Annotated in this window: 11 protein-coding genes and 3 pseudogenes; 5 read left to right on the forward strand and 9 right to left on the reverse strand. The window is 67.0% G+C overall.

Annotated elements, in window-relative coordinates; translation table 11 throughout:
- Positions 1-7: 7 nt before the first annotated feature.
- Positions 8-163, reverse strand: coding sequence for a hypothetical protein (locus ACIA8C_RS37865; RefSeq protein ID WP_397143365.1), 156 nt, complete (start codon positions 161-163; stop codon positions 8-10).
- Positions 164-505: 342 nt separating this feature from the next.
- On the opposite strand from ACIA8C_RS37865, the gene ACIA8C_RS37870 reads away from it, so the two are divergent.
- Positions 506-1768 carry a PucR family transcriptional regulator gene (locus tag ACIA8C_RS37870; protein WP_397143367.1) on the forward strand — a complete coding sequence of 421 codons (1263 nt, stop codon included), beginning with the start codon at positions 506-508 and terminating at the stop codon, positions 1766-1768.
- Positions 1769-1795: 27 nt separating this feature from the next.
- On the opposite strand, the gene ACIA8C_RS37875 is transcribed toward ACIA8C_RS37870, so the two are convergent.
- Entirely contained in the window at positions 1796-2632 is an 837-nt protein-coding gene (locus ACIA8C_RS37875; protein WP_397143369.1) for an alpha/beta fold hydrolase, read from the reverse strand.
- A gap of 565 nt (positions 2633-3197) precedes the next feature.
- Between ACIA8C_RS37875 and ACIA8C_RS37880 the strand changes: the two genes are divergently transcribed.
- Both ACIA8C_RS37880 and ACIA8C_RS37885 read left to right on the forward strand, forming a co-directional pair.
- On the forward strand, positions 3198-4628 hold the full coding sequence (locus tag ACIA8C_RS37880) for a lipase family protein (protein ID WP_397143371.1): 1431 nt from the start codon (positions 3198-3200) through the stop codon (positions 4626-4628).
- A gap of 51 nt (positions 4629-4679) precedes the next feature.
- The gene (locus tag ACIA8C_RS37885; protein WP_397143373.1) at positions 4680-5612 is read left to right on the forward strand and encodes a DMT family transporter; all 933 of its coding nucleotides are present in this window, start codon (positions 4680-4682) and stop codon (positions 5610-5612) included.
- On the opposite strand, the gene ACIA8C_RS37890 is transcribed toward ACIA8C_RS37885, so the two are convergent.
- Complete coding sequence (locus tag ACIA8C_RS37890) at positions 5587-6426, reverse strand: DUF72 domain-containing protein (protein WP_397143375.1); 840 nt, start codon at positions 6424-6426, stop codon at positions 5587-5589. The genes ACIA8C_RS37885 and ACIA8C_RS37890 overlap by 26 nt on opposite strands.
- 84 nt (positions 6427-6510) lie before the next feature.
- Here ACIA8C_RS37890 and ACIA8C_RS37895 point away from each other — a divergent pair, with 84 nt between their 5' ends.
- On the forward strand, positions 6511-6933 hold the full coding sequence (locus ACIA8C_RS37895) for a PPOX class F420-dependent oxidoreductase (protein ID WP_397143515.1): 423 nt from the start codon (positions 6511-6513) through the stop codon (positions 6931-6933).
- Positions 6934-7279: 346 nt separating this feature from the next.
- Here ACIA8C_RS37895 and ACIA8C_RS37900 read toward each other — a convergent pair whose 3' ends face one another.
- The 6 genes and pseudogenes from ACIA8C_RS37900 to ACIA8C_RS37925 form a co-directional block, all read right to left on the reverse strand.
- On the reverse strand, positions 7280-8485 hold the full coding sequence (locus tag ACIA8C_RS37900) for a TetR/AcrR family transcriptional regulator (RefSeq protein WP_397143377.1): 1206 nt from the start codon (positions 8483-8485) through the stop codon (positions 7280-7282).
- Positions 8486-8499: 14 nt separating this feature from the next.
- Positions 8500-10042: pseudogene (locus ACIA8C_RS37905) on the reverse strand (long-chain-fatty-acid--CoA ligase).
- 13 nt (positions 10043-10055) lie between these two features.
- Positions 10056-10886 carry an SDR family NAD(P)-dependent oxidoreductase gene (locus ACIA8C_RS37910; protein ID WP_397143379.1) on the reverse strand — a complete coding sequence of 277 codons (831 nt, stop codon included), beginning with the start codon at positions 10884-10886 and terminating at the stop codon, positions 10056-10058.
- A gap of 15 nt (positions 10887-10901) precedes the next feature.
- Positions 10902-11198 (reverse strand): annotated as a pseudogene (locus ACIA8C_RS37915) (MaoC/PaaZ C-terminal domain-containing protein); the annotation flags it as partial.
- Positions 11199-11257: 59 nt separating this feature from the next.
- A pseudogene (locus ACIA8C_RS37920) lies at positions 11258-12198 on the reverse strand (thiolase C-terminal domain-containing protein).
- 202 nt (positions 12199-12400) lie between these two features.
- Positions 12401-12568, reverse strand: coding sequence for a hypothetical protein (locus tag ACIA8C_RS37925; RefSeq protein ID WP_396998102.1), 168 nt, complete (start codon positions 12566-12568; stop codon positions 12401-12403).
- A gap of 254 nt (positions 12569-12822) precedes the next feature.
- On the opposite strand from ACIA8C_RS37925, the gene ACIA8C_RS37930 reads away from it, so the two are divergent.
- Complete coding sequence (locus ACIA8C_RS37930) at positions 12823-14133, forward strand: fatty acid desaturase family protein (RefSeq protein ID WP_397143381.1); 1311 nt, start codon at positions 12823-12825, stop codon at positions 14131-14133.
- Positions 14134-14135: the final 2 nt, after the last annotated feature.

Below are 14135 nucleotides of genomic sequence, written 5' to 3' on the forward strand. Positions count from 1 at the left end.
TCGGTCGCTACGACGGAATGGTCCAGAGGTAAGCCGAAATCGGCGGGAGTTCCGTGGTATCGACCAGGGGGTCGACACGCAGCAAGCCGAGGAATTCTTCCAACGACGAATAGCGCACCAAAATGTCCGCCAGCAAGCGGCGCGCGGCGTCCTCCGGTTTCATGACGGGGTTATGCCCACGAGTCCGCTATACAAACCGACCAATACGTTTCTGCGGTGCTCGGTAGTTCGCTGATCGACGATCCGTTCATTACGGCCCTCCACGAGTTGGGTCAGCGCTGAATGGAACGTGCTCAGATTACCTATCCGTCGTCCGCCGAGGCGCATTCCCCAGTGTGCGTCGCGAACTTTTCAGATCGGGGAAAACAATCCACGGATGCCGACCAGTCGGTAATAGCGATCGACGACTCGATCGAACCCGAAGTAGGCAGCACTACTTGACATCTCGGCACCCGATAGGACGAATGCGCCGCGCCCTGGCAGCCCGCGCAGCACAATGTGGGCTATGACTGCCTTGGATCAGGAAGCCCTCGACTGGCTCGTCCAGTTCGGGGCACAGGCCCGCAGCGACGAGCAGACCCAACAGCTGGTCGATCTGGTCGACGGCAGGATCAACGAGGTCAACGCGCAATTGCCCGGCGACGCCGAACTCGCCGAGATGCTGCACGCGGCAACCCGCGCGCATTGGCGCAGTTTCCTCGCCATGGTGAGCAGGGAAGTGTTCGAGGTGCATCCGCCGGCGGAGGTGCTCGCGCTGTCGCGCACCGTCGCCAGGCGCGGGTTCGGGATCGACGTGGTGATGCGAACCTACCGGGTCGGGCAGGCGATGCTCTGGCAGTTCATCACCGACTTCTTGAACAAGGCGATCGAGGACGACCAGCTGCGCAGCGCGGTCCTGCTGCTGTTCTGGGATCGGGTGCTCGAATGGACCGACACCTGCGTCGAGGCGTCCGTCGCGGTCTACACCGACGAGCGTGAGCAGTGGCAGCGCGGCGCGCTGGCGCGCCGGTTCGGGCTCGCGGGTTCGCTGCTGCGCGGCGACGCGATCGACATCGACCACGCCGAGGCGCAGCTCGGCCATTCGCTGCGCAGGCACCAGACCGCGATCGTGCTGTGGACCGACGACTCGGCCGCCACCCCGGATCCGGTACGCACGCTGGAGAAGTTCGGCAACGAGATCGCCGCGCTGCTCGGCGCGCCGCGGCCGCTGATGCTCTCGTCCGGCGTGCGCGGCATGTGGGCCTGGATCGCCACCTCGGGCGTGCCCGACCTCGCGGCGCTGCCCACGGCCGGGCAGCCCGGCCTGCACGCGGCCATCGGTTCGGCGGCGCCGGACATCGCCGGATTCCGGCAGAGTCACCGCGAGGCGCTCGCCGCGCAGCGGGTGGCGATCGCCACCGATTTCGCACCGACGGTGATCCGCTACGCCGACGTCGAATTGGTCTGCCTGACCACCGGCGACGGCAGCGTCGAGGCGATGCGTGTCCTGGCGACAAGGGAATTGGGCGCGTTGACGAGCACCGACGAAACCACCGCCCGATTGCGCGAAACGCTGCTGGCGTACCTGGCCAGCGGGCGCAACGCACCGGCCACCGCGCAACATTTGAACGTGCACCCCAACACGGTTCGCTATCGCATCAACCAATCCGAGGAATTGCTCGGGCATGCCATCGAAGAACGCGCGACCTATATCGAATTGGCGCTGCGTTGCGCGCAGACCTACGGCGATAAAATCCTTACCCCACAGCCGGATCGAGCCATTGCCTGAGTAATACGAACGCGGCACGATTGTCCCTCATCCGTCGATATCGGCCAGAAAGCTCTGCACCAGTGCGGTAACGACGCCGGGCTGCTCCAGAACGCAGCAGTGCCCGGCATTTTCGATCACCTCGAACCGCGCCTTGGGTATCAGTTCCGTGAGCCGCCACGCGTCCGCGATCGGGGTCACCGCGTCATCGGCGCCGACCGCGACCAGGGTCGGCGCGGTGATGCCGCTGATCTCGCGATCCGCCGGAGCGCGACCGATCGCGCCGCGGATCGCCCTGCTGGTGCCCGCGCGGTCGATGCGATCGAGCCGCTCGGCCCACTCGTCGATGGTGTCCGCGGCGGCCGGATCGGCCAGGAACGCGGGCCCGAACAGCAGCCGCGCGACCTTGCCACGAACCACGTCGACGCCGAAAAGGCGTACCGCCCAAGCGAGTCGGGTGTAGCGGCCGACCTTGCGCCGATCCTGGGCGCCCGCGCTGCTTGACAGCAGGGTGAGTGAGCGCAGCAGTTCGCCGCGCCGGGCGGCGACCCGTTGCCCGACGAAACCGCCCATGCCGATGCCGACCCAGTGCACCGGCGCGAGGCCGAGCGCCTCGATCAGCCCGACCGCGTCGGCGGTCAGCGTGTCCATGTCGTAGCCGCCCGAGGTGGGCTGGGTGCCGCCCTGCCCGCGCCAGTCGATCGCGATGCAGCGGTAGTGCTCGCGCAGCACGGCGATCTGCGCGCGAAACATCCAGCCGCCGAACAGGAGACTGTGCCCGAAAACGATGACGGGAGTGTCGGATCGGCCGTTCGGGTCGCCGGTGTCGGTGTATCCGATCGGTACGCCGTTCACCTCGATGGTCCGGATGATCGTGGAGAGCATCACCGCACCCGCGGCACGGCCGCGTCGTCGGAGCGAGAGGTCTGGTCGGCGGTGCGATCGACAGCGAGCGTGAGCAAGAGGGGCTCCTCGGGGGTGGCCTCAACCGATAACCGGGATAGCGCACCTATGAGCGTGGCAGAGGTCTGGGCCGCGGCGCTTGGCCCAGCTACCAACTCTGTCGCGGTGCGTTGTTACCGAGCACAACCCGCACGGTCCGCGCTCCGCCGCGAAAGGCACCTGGCTATGCCGAGTTTCACGAAGAGGTAGCGGAGTAATACCGCGTCTCGGACGAACCGGGCATCCGCCGTCTCGTCCCCTGCCGGATCCGTCCCGATCGTCCTCGATATTGTGCAATGTGCACAGCTATCAAGTCGGGAAATTAGTACGTTGCCTCTGGACCCGCGCCTAGTTGTAGCATTTGCTGTTACTTAGCCTTACAGACATTCTGGTGGGTTACGCACGCCGCGCCGTATATCGGGGCCGAGGTCGTGGCCGGAATATTCCTGCGCCCGACAGATCCAATTCTTGGATCTCATCAACGCAGCTCACCAGCGAAAGAAGCTCAATGAATACCGTTGTAACCGGAAAGCTCACGCGATTCCGCAGCGCGGCCTTCGTCGCCCTTATCGCGGCCGCCATTCAAGTAGCTGTCGGAATACCGGCAATGGCCGCGCAAGACCATGCCGCACAGCAGATTCCAGTGCAACCCCCGCTACCGTTCCCGATACCGCCGTCGCCGCCGGAACTCGATCCGGGATTCTATGCGCCACCCGCCGACCGCATCACCGCTAAGCAACCCGGCGAAATCATCGCGGCCCGCAAGGTCCATCTGGCATTCTATTCGGTCATTCCGTTCAATATCGACGCCTGGCAGCTGTCGTATCGGTCCACCAACACCAGGGGCGAGCCGATTGCCGCCGTCACCACGCTGATGAAACCGCGTGGCGACAACGGCGGCGCGCCGCGCCCGCTGTTGTCGTATCAGTTCCCGCAGGACTCGAACGCGCAGTACTGCGCGGCTTCCTATGTGCTGCAACAGGCCTCGGTGCCGGGCAATATCACCGGTCAGTTCGACATCCCGTTCGAGTTCGTGCTGCCGCTGACCGCGCTCGGCGCGGGCTGGGCGGTGGCGATGCCGGACCACGAGGGACCCGACTCCGCCTTCGCCGCGGGTCCGCTCGGTGCGCGCATCACCCTCGACGGCGTCCGGGCGGCGGAGAACTTCGCACCGATGGGTCTGACACCGCAGACCAAGGTGGGCCTGGCCGGGTACTCCGGCGGCGCGATCACCACCGGGCACACCGCCGAACTGGCCGCCTCCTACGCGCCGGAACTCGATATCGTCGGTGTGTCGGAGGGCGGCGTCCCGGCCGACATCAAGGCGATGTATCAAATGGCCAGCGGCAATCTGGGCGCCGGGCTGATCTTCTCGGGACTGCTCGGCGTCGCGCGGGAGTATCCGGAGCTGGCCGCCTACAACGACCAGCACATGAGACCGATCGGCAAAGCGCTTGCGCCGGTCAAGAACTCGTTGTGTCTCTACTCCGCCGCGTTGCTCCCGTTCATGAACCTGACCGACGGCATGTACGACGTGCCGAACGCGCTCGACGATGCCGTCCCCACCAAGGTGTTCGACGCGCTCCGGATGGGTCATTCGGTGCCGAAGATGCCGATGTTCATCTTCAATTCCAATCCCGACTGGATCGCCCCGGTCGGCCCGGTCAACACGCTGGTCGACGAGTACTGCCGAGACCCAAGCGCCCAAGTCCACTACACCCGTGACCATTTCAGCGAACACATCACCCTGGAAATCGACAGCATCGCGCGGGTGCTGCTGTGGATGAAAGACCGGTTCGACGGCGTCCCCGCCGAGCCGGGCTGCTCGATCCACGACGAGGGCTCCATGGCGCTGGATCCCGCCAGCTGGCCGATCTGGCTGCAAGGCGCGGGCACGGTGCTGGCCGGACTGCTGCAGCAGCCCATCGGCAGCCGGTAGCCCGCTCGATATTCAGTCGCGATCCCGAACCGCCTGTGCCACCGTCTTGGCATGACTGGGCAGCGGACGGGCGCACCCGTCCATGACATCGTCGCGCCGACCGGAACCACCGGCGCGACGGTCGCCATTGCCGTTGGCGCGCTGATGGTTTCGACCTCGGGTGTGTTCATCGCGTTGGCGGGCGCGCCGACCGAGGTGTCGACTTTCTATCGCTGTGCGCTGGTGTTGCCGGTGCTCGCGGTGTTCGGCTGGCTGGAAAGTCGCCGCAATGGTCTGCTCGACGCCCGCGAGTGGGGGTTCGCGCTGCTGTGCGGTGCGTTCTTCGCCGCCGACATGTTCTGGTGGGGCGCGGCGATTCTCGAGGCGGGCGCCGGGCTCACCACCGTGCTGGTGAACGTGCAGGTGGTGGTCGTACCGCTGATCGCGTTTCTGATTGACCACGAAAATCCCAGCAGGCGTGTGCTTTTCGCGCTTCCGATGATGGTCTTCGGCCTTGCCGCGGCCAGTGGCCTGCTGCAGCAGGGCAGCACCGGCCCGGCGCCGGTCGCTGGTGCCGTACACGCCATCGTGGCGGGCATCTGCTACTCCGGCTTCCTGTTTCTGTTGCGACGCAGCGGAAGACGGGGACGCAACCTGCAGACCTACGCCGTGTCGATCGCCGTCCCCGCCGTCGCCGCACTCGCCTGGGCATTGCTGCGCGGGTTCCCGTCGACGCTGCATATCGGCGGTGCGGCGCTCGGCTGGATCGCGCTCACCGCGCTCACCAACGGGGCCATCGGCTGGCTGCTCGTCGCCCGGTATTCGCCCATGGTGCCCAGCGCGATCGGCGCCGCGCTACTGCTGCTGACACCGGTCGGCTCGCTGCTGCTCGGCGCGCTGATCCTCGGCGAGCGGCCCGCACCGGTCCAAATCCTCGGCTGTGTGGTGATTCTCGCGGTCGCCTACGGTGCCTCGGCGGTCAGAAAAGGGTCATCGGCTCGGTAGGCGCGGGTTCGGGCAGCGGTGCCAGCTCTGGCACCTCGGCTGACACCTCCGCGTGAAAGCGGCGGGCGAGCGTCACGCCCTCGGCGTTGTCCGGGGTGTGGATGAAGACGGTGGGCGATCGTCCTTCGCGCAGCCAGTCGGCGACCGTGCCGATCCACGGCTGCCAGCCCTCGACGGTGCGCTCCGTCGAGTCGCGGCCGTGGTACCGGACAATCGGGAACTCGGTGAGCGCGCGGGTCCGGCGCGGCAGGCGCGGCTTCTTCGAATACGCCTCCTGCTCGGCCGCGGTGACCGGGAGGCCGTCGAAAAGCGTTGTGGTGTCGAAAGGTATCCATTCCGCGCCGACCCGACCGAGCACGCTCTCCAATTGCGTGGCGGCCCGGTCGTTCTCGAAGAACGCGGGATGGCGCACCTCGACCGCCGAACGGTATTGCTCAGGAAGCCGCCGCAGAAACAGCGCGAGCGCGCCGAGATCGTTCGGACCGAACGAGCCGGGCAGCTGCACCCACAGGGCGTGCGTGCGTGGACCCAGCGGCTCGATCGCCGACAGGAACGCGCGCATCTCCTCGTCGACGCCGGACAGCCTGCGCTCGTGCGTGATCGACTTGTGCAGCTTGATCGCAAACCGGAAGTCGGTCGCGGTCTGCGCGGCCCACGACTCCACCGTGCGCCGCGCCGGTATCGCGTAAAAGGTGGTGTTGCCCTCGACCGCGTTGCAACGCTCGGCATAGGCCGCCAGCCGGTCCCCCGAAGCCGGTTGCCATTCCTGCCATGCCGCGTGCGTCCACATCGCACAGCCCACGTGAAGCCGCATGCCAGCGACGGTAGTACAGCGTGCCGACACGATCCCTGGCCGCCGGCCGGGAATGAATGCGCCCACCCGATGGTAGAACCAAGCATGCAACTCGACGACGATGCTCGCGCGCTCATCGGAGCAGGCGCGGACGCGACCCTGGTCACGATCAACCCGGACGGCAGCCCGCAGGTGAGCGTGGTGTGGGTGGCGCTGCAATCGACGCCGGACGGCGACGAGCTCGTCACCGCCCACCTCGGCGAATACAAGAAGGTGCGCAACGTCCGCCGGGACAGCCGGGTCGCGGTGACGATCCTTTCGGCCGAGCGCGGCGAAATCATGCGGCCCTACCTCTCCGTCACCGGCACCGCCCGCATCGTAGAGGGCGGCGCCCCCGAACTCCTCGCCGAACTGGCCAAGACCCTGGCCAGCCCCGACGCCACCTTCCCGCCCCCCGACGCACCGCCCGGCCTGCTGACCCGCATCCGAATCGACAAGGTCGGCGGCATCGGCCCCTGGGCCTCCTGATCGACCGGTCGGCTCGTGTCGACGAAATGTGACGTTGCACCGGTAGGGTAGGAAACGGCGGCGAAAACTGGTTCGGCTGCATACAGTTTCGGTAACGCCGTTGCGGGCACTCGGCTACCGCGGAATGCCCGCGCAACGTCCCGATTCTGAGGAGATCCTCCGTCGTGGTCCGTCCAGACAACTTCACAAGTGCCCACCAAGCACCCACCGGTACCCCGGCCCGCACCGGTCCCACCGTGGTGTGGCCCGACCCCAGCCCGCTCGCCTCCTGGTGGCTACAGGTGATGCGGCCCGGGTCCAGCGAAAGCGCGGCGTGCGAGGCGGTTTGATGTCCCCGGCGGGGGTGTCATCCAGGACCGCCGGGTAATTCGGACAGGGCGAGTACCTCGGCGCCCAGCGCCGCCGACGCGGACACGATGTCGGGGAAGGCCCGCAGGTGCGGGGTCAGGGCGAGGTCGTTCAGCATCGACTGCGCGGCCTGGACCCGCATGCGGGCCGGGATCGGGTCCCAGTCCGGGTGCAGTCCGCGCAGCAGGTGCACCCACTCGGCGATATAGGCGCGTTGCGCGGCCTTGGCGCGCCTGCGGTCCGCGTCGGGGAGATGTCCGGCCTCCGAGACAAGGGTCTGCATGAGGTGTGGATTCTCGAAGACGAAGGCGCCGTAGCCCGCGAGCAGGCGTTCGAGTCCGTCGCGCGGGTCGGCGGCCTGCGCGAGTGCGCGGTTCATGTCGATGCGGAGCCATTCGTCGCCACGGACGATGGCCGCCATCAGGATGTCCACCTTCCCCGGAAAGTGGTTGTAGACGCTGGGACCGGCAATGCCAACGGCGGCACCGATGTCGTCCATGCTGACGCTCATGAAACCGTGCTCGGCGAAGAGCGTGGTCGCCTCGGTGAGAATCGCTTCGCGGCGCGAGCGCGCGGCGAGCGGCGGCGGCACCACCTGCCGATCCCGCCGCTCCCCCAGCGCCGGTGCCTGCGCGGAAATCACCTGGGCAATGAATTCGCCGAGCAGCGTACTGAATTCGGGCTCGGGCAGCGAAAGACCATGGAATGACACGCTATTGGCGACCGCCAAGGTGGCCCAGGCGAGCAGGTCGGCCGCCGCCGGATCCAGGTCCGGACGGCGAGCGGCGATGATCTCGGCGAGCCGGGCACCGATCTGCCTGGCCTGGCCGCGAAACGCGGCCCGGTCGTCGTCGGACAGGTGCCGTGCCTCGCGCCGCCACAGCACCCCGACGTCGCGGCGGGCCAGCACGGTCGCGGCCAGGGTGCCCGCGAGGTCGCCGGGTTCGCGCGCCGCCGTGTCGACCGCGGCGGCGAACGCGGTCAACGCCTCGTCCACCACGGTGGCCAGCAGGCTCTGCTTGCCACGGAAATGCCGGTACAGCGCGGACGGCCCGATGGCCACCGCCTCAGCAACCTCGCCCATCCCCACACTCGCGTATCCGTTGCGGCAGAACAACTCCGCGGCGGCGGCGACGATCAGTGCGCGCCGATTCGCCGGCCTGGTGCCACGGGCCGGACGGACCACGCCCGGCCCGTTCACCATTCGATATCGCTCCCTCAGGAAACTTGACTGTCGCTGGGATCCCAGTACTTCTTGCGAAGTTCGCGCTTGAGGATCTTACCGGCGCCCGACATCGGCAACGCGTCGGTGAACTCGACCGTGCGCGGCGACTTGTAGCCGGCGATCAGCGTTTTGCAGTGCACACGCAGCTCTTCGCCGGTGGCCTGCGCGCCGGGCAGCAACACCACGACGGCGTGCACTCGCCCATTCCTCGTCCGGCACGCCGATCACGGCGCAGGCGGCCACCGCCGCATGGGCCGCGAGTGCGTTCTCCACCTCGGCGGAATACACGTTCTCGCCGCCGGTGATGATCATGTCCTTGATCCGGTCGACGATGAACAGATAGCCGTTCTCGTCCATCCGGCCACCGTCGCCGGTGTGCATCCAGCCGCCGCGCAGGGCGTCGGCGGTGTCCTGCGGCCGATTCCAGTAGCCGAGCATGACGCTGTCGCCGCGCACAACGACCTCGCCGACCTCGCCGCGCGGTACCTCGTTGTCGTCGGGGTCGACGACGCGCACCTCGACGTGCGGGGTGGCGCGGCCCGCCGAGCGCCGCAACGCCGGATTGTCGTGATCTGCGGGCGAGAGCAGCGTGGCCACCGGCGCCAGCTCGGTCATGCCGTATGCCTGGGTGAATCCCGCTGCGGGAAAGACCTTTCGGGCCCGGCCGAGGACCGCCTCGGAGATCGGCGAGGCACCGTAGGTCACCGTCTCGACCGTGCCGAGATCGAAGTCGGCGACGGCCGGATCGTCGACCAGCATTTGAATCATGGTTGGCACCAACAGCACATTGGTGACGCCGTGCGCGCTGATCGCCCGCGATACACCGGCCGGGGTGAACATCGGCACGATGACGTGGGTGCAGTTGACCAGGTTGCCCGCCGTCAGCATGGCGATATCCGCGAGGTGGAACATCGGCGCCGTATGCAGCACGGTGCCGCCCCGGCGCACGAATTCGCCACCGGCGGTGCTGCCGAGGGCGGAGATGATCATGTTGTCGTGGCTGAGCATCACGCCTTTGGGATGCCCGGTGGTGCCGCCGGTGTAGAAGACGCCGGCCAGGGTGTTGCCGCCGGTTCTGGTGTCCTCGACGGGCGCGTGCTCGGCGACGAGCGTCTCGTACCGCAGCACGTCGGCGGGCGGTTCGCCGTCGCCGCAGAAGATCACCGAGGACAACTCCGGAAACTGTTGCCGCAGTGTCGGAATCATCGCGGCGAAGGCGTCGTCGACGAGCAGCACCCTGGTATCGGATTCGCGCAGCGAGTACCCGATCTCGGCCGGACTCCAGCGAATGTTCACCGGATTGACCGCCGCCCCGATCCACGGCACCGCATACAGATATTCGTAGTAGCGATCGGAATTCAGCGCCAGCATGCCGACCCGGTCGCCGGGGCGGACACCGAGCGCAACCAGGGCACCGGCGAAACGCGCTATGCGATCGGCGGATTCGGCGATGGTGCGGATCCGGTCGCGGTAGATCGTCAGCGGACGATCCGGATTCTGCTGCAGATTGCGGTGCAGGGATTGGGTCAGGTACATGGCGTCCCTGGTCCTAGAGGTTGAAGCCGCCGCCGCAGACCAGGGTCTGCGCACTGACATAGTCGGATTCCGGCAGGCAGAGCAGATACACCGCGCCTGCGGCCTCGGCAGGCGTGCCGCTGCGGCCGAGCGGGATCATCTGCTCCATCGCGGCGAGCAGGTTCGGGTTCACGCCGACCTTGATCTCCTTGCCCTGCACGTCGATGGTGCCGCCGGAGCCCGCGGGCGCCTCGGTGAGCCGGGTCTTGATCAGGCCGAACGCGACCGCGTTGACGGTGACGTTGTAGCGGCCCCACTCCTTGGCGAGCGCCTTGGTGAGGCCGAGCACGCCCGCCTTGCCGGAGGAGTAATTCGCCTGTCCCGCATTGCCGCCGGTGCCCGCCATCGAGGAGATATTGACGACCTTGCGGCACGGCACCGGCTCGCCGGCCGCCTTGGCCTGCTTCACCGCCGCCGCGATCACCGGCTGCGCGGCCCGCAGGATCCGGAACGGCGCCTTGAGGTGCACGTCGAGGATGGCGTCCCATTGTTCGTCGGTCATCTTCTGGATAACCGAGTCCCAGGTGTAACCGGCGTTGTTGATGATGATGTCCAGCCCGCCGAACTCGTCGACGGCGGTCTGCACGAAGCGCTCGGCGAACCCGTCCTCGGTGACGCTGCCGACGCACGACACGGCTTGCCCGCCAGCGGCTTCGACCGCCGCGACGGTCTCCTTGGCCGGTTCGGCGTCGAGATCGTTCACCACGACCTTCGCGCCCGCAGTGGCCAGTTTCAGCGCGATCTCACGGCCGATACCGCGACCCGAGCCGGAGACAATGGCGACCTTGCCATCCAGAGTTCCCATGTGCCGCAGATCCTTTCAGAGGGCGACGACGGCGTCGCCGGTGAGTGTGACGGTGCCGTCGGCGAGCGTGACGGCGAGTTCGAGGGTGGCCCGGCGTTCGCCGTCCACGGTGTCGATCGATACGACCTTGCCGGTCGCGGTCGGCTCCGCGTGCACCGGCGTGATCGCGGCGAAGCGCACGTGATAGCTCCGAATCGCCTGCGGGTCAACCCAATCGGTGAGCAGGCGGCCGAGGTAGGCCATCGACAGCATGCCGTGCGCGAACACGTCGTCCAGTCCGGCGGACTTCGCCACGTCCAGGTCGATGTGGACGGTGGAGGCCTTCTCGATTCAACCGCTTGCCGATTACGCTCTGGTCCACGGGCATTCGATCAGCTCACCTTCTCGTACAGGGTCACCACGGCGGCGCCGCCGAGCCCGATGTTGTGCTGCAGCGCCACTGTCAGGTCGTCGGCCACCTGACGGCCCCCGGCCTGGCCGCGCAGCTGCCACACCAACTCGGCGCACTGGGCGAGCCCGGTCGCGCCGAGCGGATGCCCCTTGGACAGCAGCCCGCCGGACGGATTCGTCACCACCCGGCCGCCGTAGGTGTTGTCGCCGTCGTTGACGAACTTTTCCGCCGTGCCCTCCGGGGTGAGCCCGAGCGCCTCGTAGGTGAGCAGTTCGTTGGCGGTGAAGCAGTCGTGCAGCTCGACCACGCGGATGTCCTCGGGTGCCACCCCGCTTCGGCCACCGTCAGCGGATCCTTGAACACCGCGTACGGATTGTTGGCGGCGTGCCTGCGCGACTTCACCGAAATCTTCGCGAAGGTCTCGGCCGAGGTGCCGTACCTCTGCGCGTACTGCCGCCCGGCACCGCCGAACATCTGTGCCGCGAACGGCGATTCGTCACGCTCCTGGATCTCGTCCATCACCTCGTCGAACCGCGCGAACGGGCTCGGCCGGTCGGCGTAGCCCCTGGCCAGCGCCCCGCGCTGCATCTGCTCGAACCCGACGGCCAGCACCGCCTCGGCGGCACCGGATGCCACCGCCTGGCGCGCGAGGAACAAGGCCGACGATCCGGTCGAGCAGTTGTTGTTGACGTTGATCACCGGAATGCCGGTCTGCCCGAGGCCGTAGATCACCGCCTGCCCGCAGGTCGAGTCGCCGTAGACGTATCCGGCGTAGGCCTGGCGGATCTGGGCGTACTCGACGCCGGCATCGAGCAGCGCGGCCCGCGCCGCCCTCGTGCCCATGACGTCGTAGGTCTCGCTGCGGCTCGGCGTGGTGAACGGAATCATCCCCACACCGGCGACGACGGCGCGTCTGCTCATGTCGTTCCCATCAACGGCGACTAGTGAATATTCACTTATTGCACACGATGACGTCGTCATCCGCAAGGAATTGAACAAATATGCTGGTCAGTGACCTGCATTACGCTAAGGGTCATTCACTTGACTCATCGTCACGTCCCCGGAGACGACGCGAGCCCCCGCATCTCTCGAAGAGATGCGGGGGCTCGCGTCATGTCCGGCGTCAGGCGTGCGGCGGAGTGACCTCCCCGACAGCAGACGCGGAGCCGTCTTCGGCCCTACTGAAAACCGGCTGATGATGTACGTCACTGCTTTCGGCAGGCGTATACACCTGAATGGGAATGGTGTCGTGGCTGAACAGCCCGGACCCTTGCCCGCTTTCCTGACTCATCCGTCGAGCCTCCTCCGATCGGCCGCGAATAGCCAATCCCCCCTATTCAACCCCGTCCGCCGACAGAACCGCGCATGATCCCGCTCCAATAGGATGTTCTCGTGTCCCGGCCCGGGTATCCGGCGCGGTCATGTGCCGTTGTCCTGACGTCCTCCTGCTGTTGCCGTGGCAGTGTCCGAGGCGCTGGTAGCGTCGAGGAAAGATCGAGCGCAGCCGATCCCGTCGAGCGCAGCCGATCCCTCAGAAGAGGACCAATGGCTATCACCGATATTGCCGTGTATACGCACCTGAGCAAGGAAGACATCGAGGCCCTCGGCGCCGAACTCGACGCGATTCATCGTGACGTCAGCGAATCGCTCGGCGGCCGCGACGCCGCCTACATCCGCCGCACCATTCGATTCCAGCGCGCCCTCGACATCACGGCCCGGTTGCTGATCGCGGTGCACCGGAACAGGGCGACCTGGCTGCTCGGCACGGCCGCGCTGGCCGCGGCCAAGTGCATCGAGAACATGGAGATCGGGCACAACGTCTCGCACGGCCAGTGGGATTGGATGAACGACCCGGAGATCCACTCCACCAGCTGGGAGTGGGACATGGTCGGCTTGTCGTCGCAGTGGAAGTACTCGCACAACTTCCGCCATCACGTCTACACCAATGTCATCGATATGGACGACGACATCGGCTTCGGCGTGATGCGGGTGACCAGGGACCAGCAGTGGCGCCCGAGCCATCTGCTGCAGCCGCTGCAGAACCTGATCTTGGCCACCACTTTCGAGTTGGGCATCGGCCTGCACGGCCTCTACGCGGACCGGGACCGGTTCGAGACGAAGGCCGAAAAGAACGCGGTGACAAAGGCTTTCCTGAAGAAGATCGCGCGCCAGGCGCTCAAGGACTACGTGCTGTTCCCCGCGCTGAGCGGCAAACGCTGGCGCCGGGCCCTTGCGGCGAACGTCACCGCCAATGTCGTGCGCAACGCCTGGACGTATGTGGTCATCTTCTGCGGCCACTTCCCCGACGGCGCGGAGAAGTTCACCCCCGCCGCGCTGGAGGACGAGACGAAAGCCGAGTGGTATCTGCGGCAGATGCTCGGCACCGCGAATTTCGACGCCGGGCCCACTCTCGCGTTCGCCAGCGGAAACCTGTGCTACCAAATCGAACATCACCTGTTCCCCGATCTGCCGAGCAACCGCTACGCCGAGATCGCGCAACGGGTTCGGGCACTGTGTGACAAGTACGACCTGCCGTACACCAGCGCGTCGCTGTTGCGTCAGTACCTGCTCACGATGCGGACCATCCACAAGTTGGCGGTGCCCGATCGCTTCCTGATCGCCACCTCCGACGACGCGCCGGAGACCGCCTCGGAGCGCAAGTTCCAGACCGGTGCCGCCCTCGCCGTCGCCGAATTCTCCGACGCGACAACGGGTTTGCGTACCGCACTGCACAACGGCCGGTTGCGGCTGGAACTGGAAGCCGGCCTGAAGGGTGGCCGGTTGCGCCGGTCCGCGCAGCGCCTGCGTTCGAATATCGCAGGCTCGCTGCGTCGGCCGGTCGCCGTCACTGGATAGCT

The organism is Nocardia sp. NPDC051321, from assembly GCF_044455225.1.
Taxonomy (GTDB): Bacteria; Actinomycetota; Actinomycetes; order Mycobacteriales; family Mycobacteriaceae; genus Nocardia.